Origin of the sequence: Ancylobacter sp., from assembly GCF_965229075.1 — a bacterium.
GTDB lineage: Bacteria > Pseudomonadota > Alphaproteobacteria > Rhizobiales > Xanthobacteraceae > Ancylobacter.
On sequence record NZ_CBDDIO010000002.1, the window covers coordinates 1,488,072 to 1,508,083 of the forward strand.

A 20,012-nucleotide genomic window follows, 5' to 3' on the forward strand; every position below is an offset into this window, starting at 1 on the left:
AGTTAGAGCGGCTCCGGTGAATGTGAATTCACCAGAGCTGCTCTAGACCCGCAAAACGCGCGTGCGCAGGGGCGCCAGCGACGGTTTGAAGACCATTGCCGCCACCCGTATCATCCCGCGCCGCCCGCCTGACATCTGTCGTTTCAAGGTGCGTTGGACCTGCGAAGGTTCCAGCCAATACGTGCCAAGGTTAGCCCCCTCTTTGGCCACCACTGTCTTTTTTCAGTGGAAGCGGGAACCGTCAGCAAACTGTCAGCGCTTCTGCCCGAAATTTGCCGTGAGAGCGGTATGGTGATGGCGTCCGCCAGGGGCGCCGTCACGGTCCGCCCGGCCAAGCGGGTGAACGAATGGACGGCAGCGCGGAGCGTCCGATGGCGGACGACGGAGCATCCTGGACGGGTGCGGGGAACGCCCCTCTCGCGTCGTCAGCCGTCCCGCGGACCGGGTCCCTCCGGCGCCTGCTGGACGAGGTGGCGCGCCTCATTCCTCTACACGGTGTGCAGCCTTTCATGGCGGCCGGCCTGGTGGGCATGGGAATCGATCTCCTTGCCTTCCTGGCCTTGCTCGGCCTCGGCCTGGGGGTGATGGGCGCGCAGCTTGTCAGTTTCGGCCTCTCCACATTCTGCCTGTTCGGGCTGAGCCTTCGCTGGGTACTGCCGCGCCTCGGCGTAACGCTCCTTCCGCCCAAGGCTGAGCTTTCCGGCCGGATCGCCCTGGTTGTCCTGCTGGCACTTGCGCTACGGGGCGGGATACTGGCGAGTGCCGGTGCACTTGTCGGCCTGCCCGCGCCCCTCGCCATCCTTCCCGCGATCGCCGCGACCGCGATGGTGAACGCACTCGGCGCGGGGTTCTTCATCTGGCCGGGGGCGCTGGCGCCACTCTCGCGGACGGCGCGCTGGCGGCTCGCCGCTGTCGGGGTGGTGGTCTACAGCGTCGCGCTGCGGTTGATGTATCTCGGCGTAACCGAACTCATCCCGCAGGAAGCCTATTACTGGAACTACGCCCAGCATCTCGATATCGGCTATCTCGATCATCCGCCGATGGTGGCGTGGCTGATCTGGCTCGGCACGGGGCTGTTCGGCAATAACGAGTTTGGCGTCCGCATTGCCGCCTGGCTGTGCTGGGGCGCGACCGCTTTCTTCAGTTACGGCCTTGCCGCGCGCCTGTTCGGACGATCGGCCGCTTTCGTCACCGTTCTCCTGGTCGCTGTGCTGCCGTTCTATTTCGGCACCGGCCTTGTGATGACGCCTGATGCGCCGCTCACCGCCTTCTGGGCCGGGACGCTGTATTTCCTGGAGCGGGCGCTGCGCGGTGGCCAGGCGAAGGCCTGGTGGGGCGCCGGCCTGTGCCTCGGCCTCGGCCTGCTGTCGAAGTATACGATCGGCCTCCTGGTGCCGGCGGCGTTTCTGTTCATGCTGATCGACGTGCGGGCGCGCGCGTGGTTCCGGCGGCCGGAGCCCTATCTCGCGGGCCTCATTGCCGTGCTGGTCTTCTCGCCCGTCATCATCTGGAACCTTGAAAACGACCTCGCTTCTTTCGCCTTCCAGAGCACGCGCCGGGTCGGCGGCAGTTTCCGCTTCTCGTTGCCCGAACTGCTGCTGGGCATTGCCGGTCTTTTGACGCCCATCGGGCTGATGGCCGCCATCGGCGTGCTGTGGCTGCGCGAGCGGGGAGTGCGGCGCGGAGCGGTCGCCGTTGAAGTTCAGGAGGTCGACCGGCGCCGCTGGCGTTTCGTCGGTGTGTTCACCCTAGTCCCGCTTTCGGTTTTCGTCATCTTCAGCCTGTTTCACATGTCGCGGCTGAACTGGACGGGGCCGCTCTGGCTGGCGGTCCTGCCGGCGGTGGCGGCCAGCCTCCTTGCAGCATCGAGCCACATCGGTGGGGGGCAGCGGTGGCTTCAGCGCGCCTTCGTGCCCACCATCGCCATCACGCTCGTGGTATGTGGTCTTGGGTTGGGGTACCTTGTCGCCGGTCTCCCGGGGCTGCAGCGGTTTTCACCGTTTCCCGCTGTGCCGGTCGCCTGGCATGATTTCGGCGCCCAGGCGTCAAGCCTCGCCGAGGAGGTGAGGGCCTCCACGGGGGAGGAGCCGGTACTGATCGGCCTCGACCTCTACAATGTTGCGAGCCAGCTTGCCTTCTACGCCGCGGGACCGAATGCCACGCACGGCATGTCCGTCGGGCGTGGCGTTCTCGGCCAACCTGCCCTCATGTACAGCTATTGGTACCGGCCGGAAACGGTTGGGGGCCGGCCGGCCGTGCTGTTTTCCTTCTCGCAGCGGCAGATCGAGAACCCCCTCCTGCCCCGATCTTTCGATCTTCTCGGCGAGGTGAAGCGGCGCGACGTGACGCGCGATGGCCGCGTGGAGGGCCATTTCTTCTACCGGGTCGGGCGCTTGAAGGCGCAGCCGGCCGTGGACAGCTCGATTTTCGCGCTTCCATTCACAGCCGACTGATCCAGTCGCGCGGATCTCCGCCGCGTCTTAGCGGCGAAGGCGGGCGGCGTGCCAGGCGATGTGGTCCGCCATGAAGGTCGAGATGAAGAAATAGGAATGGTCGTAGCCCTCGCGCAGATGGAGCGTGAGGGGAATGCCCGCCTGGCGGCAGGCATCCGCCAGAAGCTGCGGCCGCAGGCCGGTGTCCAGGAAAGGATCGGCGCCGCCCTGATCGACCAGGAACTCGGGGAAACGCTTCCCGTCCTCGATCAGCGCCACCGCGTCATAGGCCCGCCAGGCGCTCTCATCCGTGCCGAGATATTTCTCCAACGCAGGCCGCGACCAGTCCGCCGTGCTTGGCTGCACGATCGGCGCGAAGGCGGAGCAACTCTTGAAACGGTCGGGGTGCTTCAGCGCCAGAGTAAGGGCGCCGTGCCCGCCCATGGAATGGCCGAAGATGCCCTGCCGGCTCATATCCGCCGGAAACTGCGCCGCGACGAGAGCGGTGAGTTCGTCGACGAGGTAGGAATACATCCGGTAATGCGTGGCGTAGGGCGCCTGGGTGGCGTCGAGATAGAAGCCGGCGCCGGAGCCGAACTGCCAATTCTCAGGCTCGTCCGGCACCTCGCCGCCGCGCGGGCTGGTGTCCGGCGCGACGATGATGACGCCATGGGCGGCCGCGGCGGCGCGGTACTCGCCCTTTTCCATCACATTGGCATGGGTGCAGGTGAGGCCCGAAAGATACCACAGCACCTGAACGGGTCCCTGCGCCGCCTGCGGCGGCACGAAGACGGCGAAGGTCATCGGGGTGCCGGTGACGCGCGAGTCATGACGGTACACGCCCTGCACGCCGCCATGCGACTTTGCCTTGGAGACGGTTTCCATCGTCGCGCCCATCAGTAGATCACCACGGAGCGGATCGACTTGCCCTCATGCATCAGGTCGAAGGCGGTGTTGATCTCGTCGAGCGGCATGGTGTGGGTGATGAGATCGTCGATGTTGATCTTGCCCTCCATGTACCAGTCCACGATCTTCGGCACGTCGGTGCGCCCGCGCGCGCCGCCGAAGGCGGAGCCGCGCCAGTTCCGGCCGGTGACAAGCTGGAACGGGCGGGTGGCGATTTCCGCCCCGGCCGGCGCCACGCCGATGACGATGGAGGTGCCCCAGCCGCGATGGCAGGCTTCGAGCGCCTGGCGCATGACGTTCACATTGCCGGTGCAGTCGAAGGTGAAGTCGGCGCCGCCATCGGTGAGGTCCTGGATCGCCTGAACCACCTTGTCGCTGCCGACATCCAGCGGGTTGATGAAGTCGGTCATGCCGAACTTCTTTGCCATCTCGACCTTGGCAGGGTTGATGTCGACGCCGATGATCTTGTCGGCACCGACCATGCGGGCGCCCTGGATCACGTTGAGGCCGATGCCGCCGAGGCCGAACACCACGACATTGGCGCCGGGCCAGACCTTGCCGGTATAGACCACGGCGCCGATGCCGGTGGTGACGCCGCAGCCGATGTAGCAGATCTTGTCGAAGGGGGCGTCCTCGCGCACCTTGGCCAGCGCGATCTCCGGCAGCACGGTGAAGTTCGAGAAGGTCGAGCAGCCCATATAGTGGAAGATCTCGCCGCTCTGCGCGCCCACCCGCTCGCAGGAAAAGCGCGTGGTGCGGTCGGGCATCAGGCCCTGGCCCTGGGTGGCGCGGATCGAGGTACACAGGTTCGAGCGCTGCGACAGGCAGGTTTTGCACTGCCGGCATTCCGGCGTGTAGAGCGGGATGACGTGATCGCCCACCTTCAGCGAAGTGACGCCCGCGCCGACCTCGCGCACGATGCCCGCACCCTCATGGCCGAGGATCGCCGGGAACTTGCCCTCGGAATCCAGCCCGTCCAGCGTATAGGCATCGGTGTGGCAGACGCCGGTGGCCATGATCTCCACCAGCACCTCGCCGGGCTTGGGCCCGCCGATCTCGATGGTCTCGATGGTCAGCGGCTTCTTGGCTTCCCAGGCGACGGCGGCACGCGATTTCATGGACTTCTCCCTCTCGGATCTGGTCGGCTATTTCAGATAGGTGCGCAGGATCTTCATGATGGCGTCGAGCTCGTCGCTGGCGGGAGGTGCGCCTGCCGCGCCGATGGCATGGCCGATGCTCTCGCGCAGGTGGATATCGAGCACCTCGGCCATCAGCCCGCCGGCCGCCCCGCGCAGGGCGGCGATCTGTTGCAGCAGCACGCCGCACTCGGCTTCCGCCTCGATCGCCCGTTCCAGCGCCTCGGCCTGGCCCTTGATGCGGCGCAGCCGCGTCAGCGCGCGTTTCTTGTCGTCGGGGGAATGCGGCATCCAGGCTCCCCGCGCGTCATGGCCACGTTTGTTTCGCCGCTTCAATATACTGGCGGGAGTATACGCGCAAGGGAAGGCGGGCGCGGTCTTGTCGATGAACCGGCGCAAAAACGGTACGGCAGGCGGAGCCAAGGCGCCGCCTGCCGGTGAAATGGTTCGGAATCTGCGGTGGGTCCGCGTGCCTCTACTGGGCAGCGGCACTGGCGCTCCGGGCCGCGGCGTCGATCACGTCGGCGACGACCTTGGGCTGGGTCATGAACACGGCGTGGCTCGCGGGAACCTCGGTGACCTTGGCGCCGATGCGCTTGGCCATGTGCTGCAGCATGCGCTGGTCGAACGCCTTGTCGTCTGTGGCGATCACCGCCCAGCTCGGCTTGCTGCGCCAGGCCGCCTGGGTCAGCTTCGTGCCGAAGGAGGACATGGCGATCGGCACCTGCGAGTCGCGCATGAAAGCCGCGTCGGCGTCGGTGGTGTCGGCGGCGAAGCCGGCCTTGAACTGCGACGGCTTCACATAGCCGAAGCCATCCTCGCCGATGTCGAGCACGAATTCGGGCGGGGTGACGAAGCCTTCATATTGCAGCGCGGTGGTCTCGCCGGCATCGGGGGACAGGGCGGAGACATAGACGAGGCCTGCCACCTTCGGGTCGACGCCGGCCTCGGTGATGACGGTGCCGCCCCAGCTGTGGCCGACCAGAATGGCCGGGCCGTCCTGGCGGGCCAGCGCGCGGCGCGTGGCTGCGACATCGTCCGCCAGCGAGGTGAGCGGGTTCTGCACGATGGTGACGCGGTAGCCGCGCTGGGTCAGCTGATCATAGACGCCGCGCCAGCCGGAACCGTCGGCGAAGGCGCCGTGGACGAGCACGACATTGCGGACCGGCTGGGACGCCGGGACACCCTCGGCTGCGGCTGCGGCGGCGGCGACGGCAGTGGACAGGCTGGCGGCGGCGGCCATAGTGGCGAGCAGGCTGCGGGTCTTGATCGTCATGATCGGGCTCCTTGTGAGGTTGCGATAACGATTATCGCGATAAAGGTGTGATAGACGAGCCTGCTCGATCTGTCCAGCACAAATCTTATCGCGATATTCTTTTTTGCGGGGCCATGGCTATATTGAAGGGAAAGGAGCCTTGCCATGACCACCAACGCCAACCCGCCCGTGCCGCTCGACGACCAGCTCTGCTACGCCATTTATTCGGTCGGCATGGCCATCCAGCGCGTCTACAAGCCCCTGCTCGACCAGCTTGGGCTGACCTATCCGCAATATCTCGTGCTCAATGTGCTGTGGCGCGAGGACAAGCTCACCGTCGGCGGCATCGCTGAGAGGCTGGCGCTGGAGTCGAGCACGCTCACACCGCTCCTCAAGCGGCTTGAAGCCGCCGGCCTCGTGCGTCGCACCCGCAATCCCGACAATGAGCGTCAGGTCGTGGTCGCTCTTACCGATGAGGGCCGCGCGCTCAAGAGCAAGGCAGGGTGCCTCGGCGATGCGCTGCTGCTCGCTTCGGGCCAAAGCCCCGCGCATCTCGGCGCGATGAACCGCGACATGCGCGATCTGCGCGACGCGCTTTACGCCCATCTCGGCGACTGGACCGCGCCGAGCTGACCCTATAGGCGTTTGCGCGCCGTCTCCGCCGTCAAGGCGGCGCCGTTCAGCCGAGCGTGGCGAGCGCGCCGAGCCAGTCGCGTAGCTTAACGGGCACGGCGCCGCCGTCCCGCTCCGGCCACAGCGCCAAGCGTGGATGCACCACCGCTGCGACGAAGGGGGCCGCCGCGAAGGCAATCCCCTCATACTGGGCGAAGTTAGCGAATTGCGCCGTGACGCCGCCCGGCACCGGGGAGAGGTGGTTCACTTCCAACAGGGTGAAGGGCACGGTCAGCCCGGTGCGCAGCGCCTTGGAAAGAGCCTCCTTCAGACTCCACAGCAGCAAGAGCCGTTGTCCTTCATCGCCCGGCATGGCGGCGCGCATCGCCTCACGCTCGCGCGCTGTTGTCTGCTCCTGCAACGCGCTGAGATGCGCGGGGACGAAACGTTCGAGATCCACCCCCATGGGACAGGCCTCCGGATGAGCGATCGCGAAGGCGGCCCCGTCGGCATGTGCCAACGTCACCTGCACATTGGTGCGGCCGGGCATCGCCACCACCGGCTGCCCGAACAGGCCGGGGAGAATGCGGATGTCGCGACGACCAAGCTCGGGGGCGAGAAGGCCGAGCGCGTCCTTGGCCGCCCGGCGCCCGATGAGCAATGACTGGCGCCGCGCGGGGGCCAGGCGTTCCGTCAGCAGCGCGGCCTCTTCGGGCGCAAGGTCGCCGGGCGCCGCCGCTTCGAGTTCAGCGAGCGGCGCTGCCACCAGCGCCATCGCGCCATCAAAGTTACGACCGTCGCCTTCAAGAGCGAAGGCGGACGCGCGGCGAAAGCTGCCGGGGGTGGGAGGCGGCGACATCTCACGCGCGCGCATCGGCGGTGGCCGGCGCGGGCTCGTCGCTGTGGCTCAGCAGCAGATAGAAGGCCGGCACCACGAACAAGGTGAACAACGTGCCGATGGAGAGGCCGGAGGCGATGACCAGACCCATATTGTAGCGCGAATTGGCGCCGGCCCCGGTGGCGATGATCAGCGGCGTGACGCCCAGCACCATGGCGGCCGTCGTCATCAGGATCGGCCGCAGGCGGATGCTGGCGGCCTCGATCACCGCCTCGCGCTTGGCGAGGCCCTGCTGGCGCAGCGTATTGGCGACTTCGACCATCAGAATGCCGTGCTTGCTCACCAGCCCCATGAGCGTGACGAGGCCGACCTGGGTGTAGATGTTGATCGTCGCCCCGCCAATGCCGAGCCAGATGAACACCAGCGCACCGGCGAGCGACATCGGCACCGAGACCAGGATGACGAGCGGATCGCGGAAGCTGTTGAACAGCGACGCCAGCGCCAGGAAGATGATGACCAGCGCCAGCGCGAAGGTGGTGACGAAGCCGCCGGATTCCTGCTCCAGTTGGCGCGAGGCACCGGCAAAGCCATAGCTGTAGCCGGCGGGCAGCGCCCGCGCGGAAATGGCTTTCAGCTCGTCCAGCGCCTCGCCATCCGACACGCCCGGCATGGGGATGCCGGAAATGGTCGCGGAGTTCAGCTGCTGGAAATGGTTCAGCGACTGCGGCACGGTTTTCGTTTCGATCCAGGCGATAGTCGAGAGTGGGACCGAGGTGCCGTCCGACGCCTTGATATAGTAGTTCAGCAGCTGGTCGGTATTGAGCCGGTGCTGCTGCTTCACCTGAGGAATGACCTTGTACGACCGGCCACCGAGGTCGAAATAATTGGCGTAATTGCCGCCCAGCATGGTCGCCATGGCGGCGCCGACATCGCTCATATTGAGGCCGAGGGAGGAGACCTTGTCGCGGTCGAAATGGATGGCGGCGTGCGGCTGGTCGATCTTCATGTCGCTGTCGAGGAAGATGAACTTGCCGCTCTTCATCGCCTCGGTGAGGAAGTTCTGCGAGGCCTCGTAAAGCCGCTCATAGCTGTCATTGGACTTCAGCACGAACTGGATCGGCAGGCCGCTGCTGCCGGGCAGGGGCGGCAGCTGGAAGGCGGCGACGCGCACGCCGGCGATCTTGTTGAACTCCTGCTGGATCAGCGGCGCCAGCTGCAGCGCCGATACGCTGCGCTCGTCCCACGGCTTGAGCACCCAGCCACCGATCACCTGCCCGGGCATGTCGATCTGGAAGACAAGGTTGGTTTCCGGCCGCTTGTCGAGAATGTCGTAGATTTTCTGCACGTAGAATTCGCGCTGCTCCAGCGTCGCGTTCGGTGCCGCCGTCATCATGGTGAGGATGACGCCTTCATCTTCCGCCGGCGCCAGCTGGGAGGTGGAGTTGGAGTAGAGCCAATAGATGCTCGACAGCACCAGCGCGCCGAACAGCACGGTGAGCGGCAGCAGATGCAGCGAGGCCGAGAGCGCGGCGCGGTAGATCCGGGTGACCGCTTTCATCGCGCCGTCGATGGCGCGCACCATCCGTGCCTCCACCGTGCGGGCGGCGGGGTCATAGGGGGCGAGCAGATAAGCGCAGCTCATCGGCGACAGTGTGAGCGCGATGACCGCCGACACCATCACCGCCGCCACCAGGGTGAAGGCGAATTCGGTGAACAGCGAGCCGGTGAGCCCGCCCTGAAAACCGACCGGCACATAGACGGCGATCAGCACCGCCGTCATGGCGACGATCGGCCCCGCCAGTTCGCGGGCGGCGGCCATGGCCGCGTCCTTAGGCGAGAGGCCCTGCTCCATGTGGCGGTTCACGCCCTCCACCACGATGATGGCGTCGTCCACCACGAGGCCGATGGCGAGCACCAGCGCCAGCAGGGTCAGCAGGTTGATGGAGAAGCCGAAGGCCAGCATCAGCGCGAAGCTGCCGATCAGCGAGAGCGGAATGGCGACGATGGGGATGAACACCGAGCGCCAGGAGCCGAGGAACACGAACACCACCAGCGTCACGATCAGCGCCGCCTGGAACAGCGAGACCACTACTTCATGGATGGAGGTGTTGACGAAATCCGTCGCGTCATACAGCACCGTGCCGGTGAGGCCAGTCGGCAGGTCGGCGAAGATGCCCGGCAGGATCGAGCGCACCTCGCCGATGACGCTCAGGAGATTGGCCGAGGGCGCCACCTGGATGCCGATATAGACCGCGCCCTTGCCGTTGAAGCTGGTGCGCGAATCGTAATCGTCGCTGCCCAGCTCGACCTCGGCCACGTCCTTGAGCCGGATCACCGCACCGTCGACATTCTTGATGATGAGCTGTCGGAATTCCTCGGCCGAGTGAAGATTGGTCGCGGCGGAGAGCTTCACCTGGATCAGCCGGCCCTTGGTGGTGCCGATGCCGGCGATATAGTCATTAGTCTCCAGCGCGGTGGCGACATCGGTGGCGGTCAGGCCGAGCGCGGCCAGCTTGTCCGGATCGAGCCAGGCCCGCAGCGCGAAGTTCTTGCCGCCCAGGATTTCAGCCACCTGCACGCCGGCCACCGCCTGCAGCTTCGGCTGCACCACGCGGGCGACATAGTCGGTGACCTGATTTTCCGCGAGTACGGTGCTGGAGAAGGCGATGTACATCGCGTCGATGGTGGAGCCGGTCTTCAGCTCCAGCACCGGCTGCTGGGTGCCGTTCGGCAGCTGACTCAGCACCGAATTGACCTTGGTGCTGATTTCGGTGAGGGCGTCGCCGGTATTGTAGTTCAGGCGCAGATTGACGGTGATCGTGCTGACGCCGGTCTGGCTCGACGAGGTCATGTAGTCGATGCCGTTCGCCTGCGCGATCACGTTCTCCAGCGGCGAGGTGATGAAGCCCGCGATGATGTCGGCGTCGGCGCCGGCATAGGTGGTGGTGACGGTCACCACGCCGTTCTGCATCGCCGGATATTGCAGGATCGGCAGGCCGAACATGGCCCTGAGGCCGATCACCAGGATCAGCGCGCTCACCACCAGCGAGAGCACCGGGCGGCGGACGAAGTGATCGGTGAAGGCCATGATCCGCTCCCGTCAGTCCGATACGGTCGGATTGAGCTCGACCTTGGGCAGATGGCTGTTGTCGATCACCGCCGGCGTGCCGTTGCGCAGCTTGATCTGGCCTGCGACCACGACCGTCTCGCCCTCGGTGAGGCCGGAGACGACCGCGACGAAGTCGCCCCGTGCCTCGCCCAGCTTGACGAAGGTCTCGCGCGCCACCAGCCCCTTGCCGTCGGCCGTCTTCTCCAGCACGAACACGGTCGAGCCATAGGGATTGGCGACGATGGCCGTCTGCGGCAAAGTGACGAAGTCTTCGGCCGCACCGACATCGAGACTGATGCGGGCGAACATGCCGGGTACCAGCTTGCTGTCCGGATTGGCCAGCGTCGCCCGGACTTTCACGTTGCGGCTGCCGCTCTCGACCTTGGAATTGATCGCGCTCACCTTGCCGGCGAAGGACTGGCCGGGATAGGCGTCGACCATCACCTTCACCGGTTCGCCCACGTTCAACGTACCGAAGAATTTCTGAGGCACGAAGAAGTCGGCGAAGAGCGGATCGAGCGCTTGCAGCGTCACGACGGAGGTGCCGGCGCTGAGATATTCGCCGAGATCGACATTGCGGATGCCAAGCCGACCGGCGAAGGGCGCCTTGAGCGTGTAGTAGGAGACCAGCGCCTCCTGCTGCTTCACCAGCGCCTGCGAGTTCTTCAGATTGGCCTCGTCCGTATCCACCGTGGCCTGGCTCACCGCCTTGATCTTCAATTGCTCGATGTCGCGCTTGAGGATGATGGCGTTGAGCTCGGCGGTGGCCCTGAGCGAGGCGAGCTTGGCGATCTGGTCCTCGGCGACCAGCTGCAGCAGCGGCGTGCCTGCCTTCACCGTCTGCCCGGATTCGAAGGACAGCGATTCCACGATGCCGGACACCTGCAGCGAGAGGTCGGCGCCCTCGGAGGCCACCAGTTCGCCCACCAGCTCCATGGTGGGCTGCCAGCTCTGCTTCTGCGCCGTCTGCGCCGCCACCGTCTGGGCGGGGGCACCGCCATGCGGTGGCGCGGCACCGGGGGCAAGGCGGTCCTTCGTGACATAGAAGGCCGCGCCGGCAAGGGCTGCGACGGCCAGCCACATGATCACACGCGGTTTGCTCACCGGGATGTCTCCTTGGCAGTGCCGGGCTCGGGCGTCGGTGGCAGGTCGGGCAGGCCGGGCCGGGTGGCGGCGAGCGCGGGGCCGTCCGGCCCTTCGAAATAGCCGCCATTGCGCGGTGCGGCGTCGGCGGTCTCGTCGACGCGGTTCCACCAGCCGCCGCCCAGCGCCTGAAACAGCGCCACCGTGTCGTTGTAGCGCAGCGCCTGGGCCTGGATGCGGGCGATGACGGCGTTCTGATAGGCCTGCTGCGCCTCGATGACGATGGCATAGCCGATGGCGCCGACCTTGAACTGTTCCTGCGCCATCTTGAGGCTGTCGAGCGCCGACTGCTCCGCCAACGCCTGAGCGCGCAGGGTGCCGGCGTCGTACTGCACGGCGCGCAGCGCGTCCGCCACGTTCTGGAAGGCGGTCAGCACCGTGCTTTGATACAGCGCATAGTCCTGCTCGAAGGCGGCGACGCTCGCCTCCTTGGTGCGGTAGAGCTGGGCGCCGTCCATCAGCGTCTGGGCGATGCTGGCCGCAGCGGTCCAGGCCAGGCCATTCGGTGTGAAGAGCTGACCCACGTCCAGCGCCTGCGAACTCACCGAGGGGGTGAGGGTGATCTGCGGCAGCAGATTGGCCGTGTTGACCCCCACCGTCGCCGCGGCCTGATGCAGCGTCGCTTCCGCCTGGCGGATGTCGGGACGCTGGCGCACGAGGTCGGAGGGTAGGCTCACCGGCAGCTTGCGCGGCAGGCGCAGGCTGCGGAGACTGACGCTTTCACCGCGATCCTCGCTGGGTAGTCGGCCGAGATAGGCCATGAGCTGGTTGCGGCCCTGCGCCAGCTGCTTCTGCAGCGGCGGCAGGGTTGCTTGTGTCTGCGCCAGCGTGGTCTGCTGGGCGAGCACATCGGCCTGCGAGACGGCGCCCACCTCGAACTGGCGCTGGACGCGGCGCAGCTGGTCGGTCTCGGCCTCGACGATAGCCTGCGTCGAGGCGATCTGGTCGCGCAGCGAGGCATCCGTGATCGCCGAGGTGACGACGTTGGCGATGAGGGTGAGATAGGTCGCCTCCATCTCGAAGCGCTGATACTGCGCCTGCGCATCGGCGGATTCGACCTGCCGGCGAATGCCGCCGAACAGATCGAGCGTGTAGGAAACGTCGACCGTCGTCTCATAGAGATTGTAGAGCGTCGGTTTGCCGGTCGTGCCGCCCGAGGCGGCGGTGATCTGTTCACGCGTCGCCGTGACATTGCCGGTGACCTGCGGCAGAAACTGCCCGCGCACCTGCAGCGCCGTTTCCCGCGCGGCGCGCAGCGCATATTGCGCCGCCCGGACATCGGGATGGTTGCGCACCGCCTCTTCGACGAAAGCGTTGATCTGCGGCGAGTTGAACTCGCGCCACCACTGCCCCCCGACATCGAGCGCGGTGACGAAGCTTTGCGGCGCGCCGCCCACCACATCGGTCGCCATGGCCGGCTTGAGCTGCGGTTCCACCGTATAGCCGCTGACGGCCGGGGCCGGTGGTGGCTGGAAGTTCGGGCCTACCATACAGCCGCCGAGCAGCAGGACGCCGACAAGCGCGCTCAGCCGCCCGCGCGTCCCGGGCGCCGCCCGGTGCGCGGCGTCCTGCGCCGGTCGATGTCTCTCTGTGCCGCGAATCGCGCCTTCCCCCATGGCGTCATCCTACCTGCGCACAGGGGAGGGCATGTCGAGAAAAGAGGCGATTGCCTCGGCTGTTTGTACCGCCGCCGCGCCGGAGAGGATGGACACATGGTCGCCTGGAACCTCATGCACCCCGAGCACGCGACCGGTCAGCCGGGACCAGCCCATATCCGGCGCGGCAAGAACGGCCCGATCGGCCTCACTGAGATCACCGCCCGCGGGATGGCCGGCGCGGAGGAGGCACAGGGGCAGGTTGCGCGGCGCATTCTCGGGAGGCGCATAAGCCAGGAAGGCGTCATAGAGCGCGCGGCTGGCGCGATAGGCGCGGCGCAGCCAAGCGGCATCGGCTTCCGGCGCGATCAGCCCGGCCTGCCGCATCCGCGTGCAGGCGAGGGCGAAGCGGGCATCGTCGGTCTGCGCCAGCAATTCCTCCAGGCTGAGGGCGAGCGGCGCCTGATGGTGGCGGGCGCGGACCTGAGCCATCCGCAGCAGCCATTGTGCCTGCGCCCGTTCGGGATCCTCCGGCAGCACCGAGCGGCTGCCGAGCGGGGCCGGCGTGTCGATGATGATGAGCCGTTCGGGCGGCGTGCCGCGCGCGTGAAGCTGGCAGGCCATCTCATAGGCAACGATGCCGCCGAAGGAGTAACCACCGAGGAAGCGCGGGGCGGCCACACCCCTGCGCGCCAGCGCGTCGAGATTGGCGGCCGCCAGTGCCGCGACGCTGGTGGGCGGTTCCTGGCCTTTTTCCAGCCCGGGCGCCTGCAGAGCCCAGAAGGGAATAGCCGCCGGAAAGGCCCGGGCGAGATCGAGGAAGGCGCTGACATCGCCGGCGATGGGGTGCGCACAGATGAAAGGCGGGCCCTCCCCGCCGGTAAGCGGCACCACCGCATCCCACGCCGTCGCCCCGGCCTCCTTCCCGGAGAGCGCACGCGCCAGCGCGGCGGCGCTGCGATGTTCGATCAGCGCCGTGACCGGCACGGGGCGGGCGAGCCGTTCCGACAGCCGGGCCGCCGCCGTGGCCAGGCCCAGCGAGGTGAGGCCGGCCGCCAGCACGTCCTCGGCACGGGCGAGACGGGGGCCGAGCAGCGCGGCGAGCACGTCAAGCACCGCTGCCTCGACGGCGTCGGAGGGTGGTGCGGGTGGCGCCGCGTCCGGCGCCGGCACGTCGTCGATAGGCGGATTTTCTTCCGCAGGCGACAGGGGAGCGGCAGCGGGGAGCGGCACGGCGGCCACCGTCCCGTCGATGAGGCCGGGCAGGGCGGCGAAGACGGCGGCGAATTCCGCCATCATCCCCTCACCGCGTGCGGCGGCAGTGCCGTCGAGGTCCGGCAGCACGAGGGAGAGCCCGATCCGCTCGCCCGGCACCACCACACCGGTGAGGCTGTAGGCGGATTTCAGCGCATTGTGCACGCTCTCCACCCGTAGCCCGCCGGCGCCGGCCCAGGCGTCCGAGCCCGCCGGCATGTTCTCCACCACCAGCAACGTGTCGAACAGGGACGAGGCGCGATCGGCAATCCCGGCGGCCTCGGCAACCTCTCTCAGCGACAGCTGCGCCTGCGATTGCAAAGCGGCGCTCTGGCGCTGCATCTCCTGCGCCAGAGCCAGCAGCGGGCTGGAAGGCGAAAAGCGCAGCCGTACCGGCAGGTTGTTGATGAACAGGCCGACCATCTGCTCGACGCCCGGCACCTGCGGCGGTCGGCCGGAAACGGTGGTGCAGAAAACCGTGTCCGCCACGCCGCGCCGGGCGGCGGTCCAAAGCCCCCAGGCGAGATGCGCGAGGGCGGCGATGGTGAGGCCGCGCCGGCGCGAAAGATCGCTCAGCGCCTTGCTCGGCTCCAGCGGCAGCGGGCGGCGGATGGTGACGTAGCTTGCCGCGCCATTCCCGGCCGGGTGCAGCGCCGGCTGCGCGGGGGCCCCGGCGAGAAGCGGCACGAAGGCCGCGCGCAGGCCCTCGCGCTCCAGCGTCGCGGTCCAGGCGATGAAGTCGCGGAAGCGGGCCGGCGGCGGCAATGCCGGGGGCATGCCGCGCCGCAGCGCCTCATAGGCGGCGCGGGCCTCCCGCTCCAGCTGGGCGAGGCACCAGCCATCGGCCAGCATGTGATGGAAGGAGGCGATGAGATAGGCCTCGGCGGCGCTCACCCGGATCAGGATCAGCCGGGCGAGGGGGCCGGCCTCCAGGTCAAAGCCCGCCGCGCGGTCCTGCGCCAGACGCTGTTCCAGCCGCTCGGCGCTGAAGGACGGCCAGGTCTCCAGTTCCACCGGTGGCGGCGCGTTTCGGCGGACGAGTTGCAAGGGCCGCTCCAGCCCACGCCAGCGAAAAACGCTGCGCAGCACCGCGTGGCGCTCGAACACCAGTGTCCATGCCTTGCGCAGCGCCGCGCTGTCGAGTGCGCCCGTAAAGCGCATGCAGCTCTGCTCGAAATTCACCGCCGACCCCTGCCGGCTGAGTGAATGCAGCAGCATCGCCTCCTGCATGGGCGAGAGCGGGTAGATGTCCTCGAGATCGGGGCACGCGCTGGCCAGAGCGTCCAGCGTCGCCGCATCGACCCCGGCAAGCGGAAAGTCCCCGGGGGTAAGCAGGGGAGCCGACTGACTTTGCGCCCAGCCGGCAATGGCGCGCAGGCTCTCGCCGATGGCCGCCAGCCGCGCCTCCGTCGTCTCGGCGGGTGCGGCCTCCGACCAGCCGAGCGCGAGGCGCCCGCCGCTCACCCGCACCGTCAGCCCGGCGCGGACCGTATCCGGGACGTTCGGCGCCTGCGGGTGGAGACGGATCGCCGGGTCCGGCGCGGCGGCCGGCAGCAAGGCCACGCTGAGCGCCGGCGGGGCGAAGCGGAAGGCGGAGCGAATCGCGCTGAAGGCGAGGCCCAGCGGCTCGGCGCGTTGGCGCGCCGTCTTGGCCATGCGCAGCCGCGCGCCAAACGGCGCCCCCGAAGCGCAGGCCTGCAAGGGCAGCAGCAGGTCGAGATTGCCGACGAGCCCCGCCGCTTCCGGCGCGCCCGGCGGGAGCGCGCGGCGGCCATCCACCAGCTCGACGGCGGGCGCCCCATCCAGCGCCTCGCCGAGCGCGACCAGCAACGCGTCGACCAGCGACACGCCGAGCCGGCCGGGCAATTCCTCCAGCAGCAGGCGCGAGGTACTGGCGTCCAACAGCAGCTGCGCGGCGGCGAGGGTGGGGGCGCTGGCGGCGAACGCATCGGGCGGAGCTTCCGCTTCGGCGGCTTCGCACGCCATCGCCGCCGCGCGCACCTTGGGGCTGGCGGCATGGTCGGCGAGCCAGGCGAGCCAGTGCGAGAAGCCAAAGGGGGGCACCGGCGGGAGGGCGCTGTCCGGTCCGGCGGCCAGCGCGGCTTCAAGCTCGGTCGCCAGCAGCAACAATGCCCGGTCGTCCGCCACACCCTCATGCAGGGCGAGCACGACGGTGGCCCTTCCCGCCGCTGGCGCCTGCGCTGTCACCAGCGTGGCGGCAATGGTTACCCCCGCCGCCAGGTCGATGCCGCGCGCGAGCCGGGCGCTGTTATCGGTGATCCAGCGGTCGAGATCGTCGAGCGTGGTCGTGGGCACATCGACGAAGCGCACGGGCACGGCGGGGAGGAAATCGGAGATGGCGAGCGAGCGCCCGGTGGCGTCCTCCACCCGCACGAGGCGCAGCGCGTCGTGCCGTTCGGCGAGGCGCTCGATCGCATAGCCGAGATCGACCGTCGAGACGGTTGCCGGCACCGAGACGCTGACAAAACGGCAGGGATTGCGGGAATCGCAGGCGGCGGCAATCAGCTCCGCCCCATAGCGGGCGCCATGGCTGCGCGCCTGCACCGCCCGCTGACGCCGCAGGGCGATGGCGGCGAGGCCCTCAATGGTCGGCTGGTCGAACACATCCTTCAGCTCGAGGTCCAGGCCGGCCTCATAGGCGCGGGCGACGAGGCGGATGGTGAGGATGGAATCGCCGCCGACATGGAAAAAATTGTCGCGCACCCCGAAGCCGGTCGGGATCAGCAGATCGGCCCAGATGCGCGCGAGAATGCGTTCTTCCGGCGTGCGCGGCTCCACCGGCGCTTCGGCGGGTGTTTCCGCGATCTCGACCGCCGGCAGGGCGCGGGTATCGACCTTGCCATTGGCGTTGAGCGGCAGATGGTCGAGAAGGAGATAAGCCTGCGGCATCATCTGCCGGGGCAGGCGGGCTTCCAGATGCGCGCGCAGCTCGCCCGGTGTCAGCATAAGGCCCGGCTTGGGCGCGACATAGGCGATGAGATCGCGCTCGCCGCTCTCCCGGCGCGGCGCCAGCACGGCCGCGCCGCCGACGCCGGGGTGAAGCGCCAGCACCGCCTCGATCTCGCCCAGCTCGATGCGGAAGCCGCGCACCTTCACCTGCCGGTCGGCGCGGCCGAGGAAGACGATGCTGCCGTCCGCCCGCCAGCGGGCGAGGTCGCCGGTGCGGTACATGCGCGCCGCCGGGTTGGTGGCGAACGGGTCGGGCCGGAAGCGGGCGGCGGTGAGGTCCGCATCGCCGTGATAGCCGAGCGCGACGCCGTCGCCGCCGACCCAGAGTTCGCCCACCAGGCCCGGTGGCAGCGGGCGGCCGGCGGGATCGAGCACATAGGCGGTGCTGTTGGAGATCGGCCGGCCGATGGGGACGGTCAGTTCGTCCGCGCCAAGATCGCCAATGTCGAACAGCGTGCTGAAGGTGGTGTTCTCGGTCGGGCCATAGCCGTTGAACAGCGCCAGCCCCTTGGCGCGGCCCGCCGCCAGCACGGCGCGCGCCGCCACCGGATTGACCACGTCGCCGCCTGTTATCACGAGGCGGGGGCCGGCAAAGGCGGCGGGGTCCAGCGCAGCGATCTGCTGAAACAGCCCGGCGGTGATCCACAACAGCGAAATCCGCGCCTCGGAGAGGAACAGCCGCAGCGCACGCGGGTCCATTACCACCGTGCGGTCCACCGGGAGCAGCGTGCCGCCATTGAGCAGCGGCACCCAGATTTCCAGCGTCGAGGCGTCGAAGGCGGGGTTGGAATAGACGGCGGCGCGCAGGTCGGGGGCTGCGAGCCCCTGCGCGCGGGCGAGGCGGACAATGGCGCGGTGCGGCACGCTCACCGCCTTCGGCGTGCCGGTGGAGCCGGAGGTGAACATCACATAGGCCGGGCTCTGCGCGCTTGACGCGACCTCGGGATGCGGCGCTGCCGCCTCGGCACCCTCACGCAGCGCGGCCCAGCTCAGTGTGGCGCATCCTTCCGTCGCCAGCGACGGGTCGAGCGCCACGGCGTGGCGGGCGCCGACCTGCCGCGCGCGCACATCGCGCTGTTCGGCCGGGTAGGTCGGGTCGATCGGCGCATAGGCGGCGCCGAGCGTCAGCACCGCGAGCTGCGCCTCGATCAACGCGCCGGAGACCGGCAGCACCAGCAGCACCACTTCACCCGCCGCCACCCCCTGCGTCGCCAGCACGCCCGCCAGCCGGCGCGCCCGGTCGGCGAGCGCGCCATAGCTGAGACGCAGGCCGTCTTCTTCGATCGCGATCGCGTCCGGGTGGCGCGCCGCGTCACGCAAGAACAAGGCGATAGCGCTGTCCTCGCGTTCATAGGCAAGAGCGGTGGCGTTGAAGCGCGCCACCTGCGCCGCGCCTTCCGCGGGAGCGAGCAGGGGAACCTCGAGCACCGGCTGGTCAGGCTGTGCCGCCACCGCCTGCGCCAGCCGGCCGAACCAGCGGAGCACGGCCTCGATGGTGGCAGAGTCGAACAGCATGGCATCGTAGCGGCACCACAGGCGCAGCCCGTCCGGCGCGGCGGCATAGACCACCGACAGCTCCGCCTTGGCCTCCTGGTCGAGCTGCTCCGGCAGGATCGCGAAGCGGGTGCCGTCCAGCGCGGTGAGGGTGGGTGCCGGGGGCTCTGCCGCACCGAACAGCACCTGCAGGAAGGGCGCGGCCTCGCCTCGCCGCTCGACGCCGCTTGCCTCTATGATGCGCTCGAAGGGCAGGTCGCGCTGCGCCAGCGCCGCGCGCAGGCTGTCCTGCACCTCGCCCAGCAGCGCGGGAAAGCGTGCCTCATCCGCTACGCTGGCGCGGATCGGCAGCGTGTCGACCAGCAGCCCGATCATGTCGGCAAGGTCCGGCCGGTCGCGGCGCGCGGCGGGAATGGTGACGACGAGATCATCCAGCCCGCTCCAGCGCCGCAGCACAACGAACAGCAGGGTGAGGTAGAGGCTGAATTCGCTCGCCCCCTCCCGCCGCGCCAGTGCGGCGAGAGCAGTGGCGACATCGCCCGGCACATGCAGCTCCGCCTGAGCCGAGCGCAGGCTGCCGCCCTCGCTTGGCGCGCGGTCATAGGGCAAATCCAGCCGGACCCGCGCACCGGCGAGCCGGGCACGCCACGCCGCCATGGCGGCATCGAGCGCGGGGCCCGGGCCGCCGAACCTTTCCTGCTCCCAATCCGCGACATCGGGAAATTGCAGCGGCAGGGGCGGTCCCGCTTCCCGCCGGCCGGCCAGCGCCGCATCATAGGCCGCCACCAGATCGCGCCGCAGAATCGTGAGCGAGGCGCCGTCACTGATGATGTGGTGGAGCACCGCCACCAGCACGCCGCCATCATCCGCCGCTCTCACCAGGCTGAAGCGTGCCAGCGGCCCGGCCGAGAGGTCGAAAGGTTCGTCCACCATCGCCTGCGCCTGCGTGGCCAGGACGGCGTCGAAGGCGGGGCTGTCGAAAGCCTCTCCGGTGGCGATGACGGCGAGCGGCAGCGGCGCCTCATCCGCCACGGCCTGCACCGGCGCGCCATTCACCAGGGGAAAGGAGGCCCGCAGACTGTCGTGCCGTCGTGCCACCATCGCCAAGGCAGCACGCAGCGCATCCGGATCGATCCGCCCTTCGACGCGCACAAGCAGGGGCATGGCGAACAGCGTGCGGCCGGGCCGCAGCAATTCCGCCATTCTTATCTGGCGCTGGCCAAAGGAGAGGCCGGCAACATAGCCGCTGGCCATCAGCGCGGCCCCGG

At 68.5% G+C, this 20,012-nt stretch carries 11 protein-coding genes; 2 read left to right on the forward strand and 9 right to left on the reverse strand.

Translation table 11 applies throughout. The features are described 5' to 3' along the window. Positions 1–509: 509 nt before the first annotated feature. Entirely contained in the window at positions 510–2,453 is a 1,944-nt protein-coding gene (locus ACO07Z_RS13050; RefSeq protein WP_421699099.1) for a glycosyltransferase family 39 protein, read from the forward strand. A gap of 27 nt (positions 2,454–2,480) precedes the next feature. Here ACO07Z_RS13050 and fghA read toward each other — a convergent pair whose 3' ends face one another. The 4 genes from fghA to ACO07Z_RS13070 form a co-directional block, all read right to left on the reverse strand. Further along, complete coding sequence (gene fghA, locus ACO07Z_RS13055) at positions 2,481–3,317, reverse strand: S-formylglutathione hydrolase (protein ID WP_421700810.1); 837 nt, start codon at positions 3,315–3,317, stop codon at positions 2,481–2,483. 11 nt (positions 3,318–3,328) lie between these two features. Beyond that, complete coding sequence (locus ACO07Z_RS13060; RefSeq protein ID WP_244450047.1) at positions 3,329–4,456, reverse strand: S-(hydroxymethyl)glutathione dehydrogenase/class III alcohol dehydrogenase; 1,128 nt, start codon at positions 4,454–4,456, stop codon at positions 3,329–3,331. A gap of 27 nt (positions 4,457–4,483) precedes the next feature. Next, positions 4,484–4,765, reverse strand: coding sequence for a metal/formaldehyde-sensitive transcriptional repressor (locus ACO07Z_RS13065; protein WP_421699100.1), 282 nt, complete (start codon positions 4,763–4,765; stop codon positions 4,484–4,486). A 184-nt stretch (positions 4,766–4,949) separates the two neighbouring features. Then, the gene (locus ACO07Z_RS13070; protein WP_421699101.1) at positions 4,950–5,750 is read right to left on the reverse strand and encodes an alpha/beta fold hydrolase; all 801 of its coding nucleotides are present in this window, start codon (positions 5,748–5,750) and stop codon (positions 4,950–4,952) included. Between the two features lie 144 nt (positions 5,751–5,894). Between ACO07Z_RS13070 and ACO07Z_RS13075 the strand changes: the two genes are divergently transcribed. Then, positions 5,895–6,362, forward strand: a complete 468-nt coding sequence (locus ACO07Z_RS13075; protein ID WP_421699102.1) for a MarR family winged helix-turn-helix transcriptional regulator — start codon at positions 5,895–5,897, stop codon at positions 6,360–6,362. Between the two features lie 46 nt (positions 6,363–6,408). On the opposite strand, the gene ACO07Z_RS13080 is transcribed toward ACO07Z_RS13075, so the two are convergent. Genes ACO07Z_RS13080 through ACO07Z_RS13100 form a run of 5 tightly spaced genes read right to left on the reverse strand, consistent with a single transcriptional unit; the run spans position 6,409 to position 19,998 of the window. Then, positions 6,409–7,200 carry a 4'-phosphopantetheinyl transferase superfamily protein gene (locus ACO07Z_RS13080; RefSeq protein ID WP_421699103.1) on the reverse strand — a complete coding sequence of 264 codons (792 nt, stop codon included), beginning with the start codon at positions 7,198–7,200 and terminating at the stop codon, positions 6,409–6,411. A 1-nt stretch (position 7,201) separates the two neighbouring features. After that, positions 7,202–10,267 (reverse strand): efflux RND transporter permease subunit, encoded by a 3,066-nt coding sequence (locus ACO07Z_RS13085; RefSeq protein WP_421699104.1) that lies wholly within the window; start codon positions 10,265–10,267, stop codon positions 7,202–7,204. A 12-nt stretch (positions 10,268–10,279) separates the two neighbouring features. Then, positions 10,280–11,392, reverse strand: coding sequence for an efflux RND transporter periplasmic adaptor subunit (locus tag ACO07Z_RS13090; protein ID WP_421699105.1), 1,113 nt, complete (start codon positions 11,390–11,392; stop codon positions 10,280–10,282). Next, on the reverse strand, positions 11,389–13,047 hold the full coding sequence (locus tag ACO07Z_RS13095) for an efflux transporter outer membrane subunit (protein WP_421699106.1): 1,659 nt from the start codon (positions 13,045–13,047) through the stop codon (positions 11,389–11,391). Before ACO07Z_RS13095 ends, ACO07Z_RS13090 begins: the two co-directional genes overlap by 4 nt. Before the next feature lie 9 nt (positions 13,048–13,056). Beyond that, a complete protein-coding gene (locus ACO07Z_RS13100; protein ID WP_421699107.1) occupies positions 13,057–19,998 on the reverse strand; it encodes an amino acid adenylation domain-containing protein in 6,942 nt (2,313 codons plus the stop codon). Positions 19,999–20,012 lie beyond the last annotated feature (14 nt).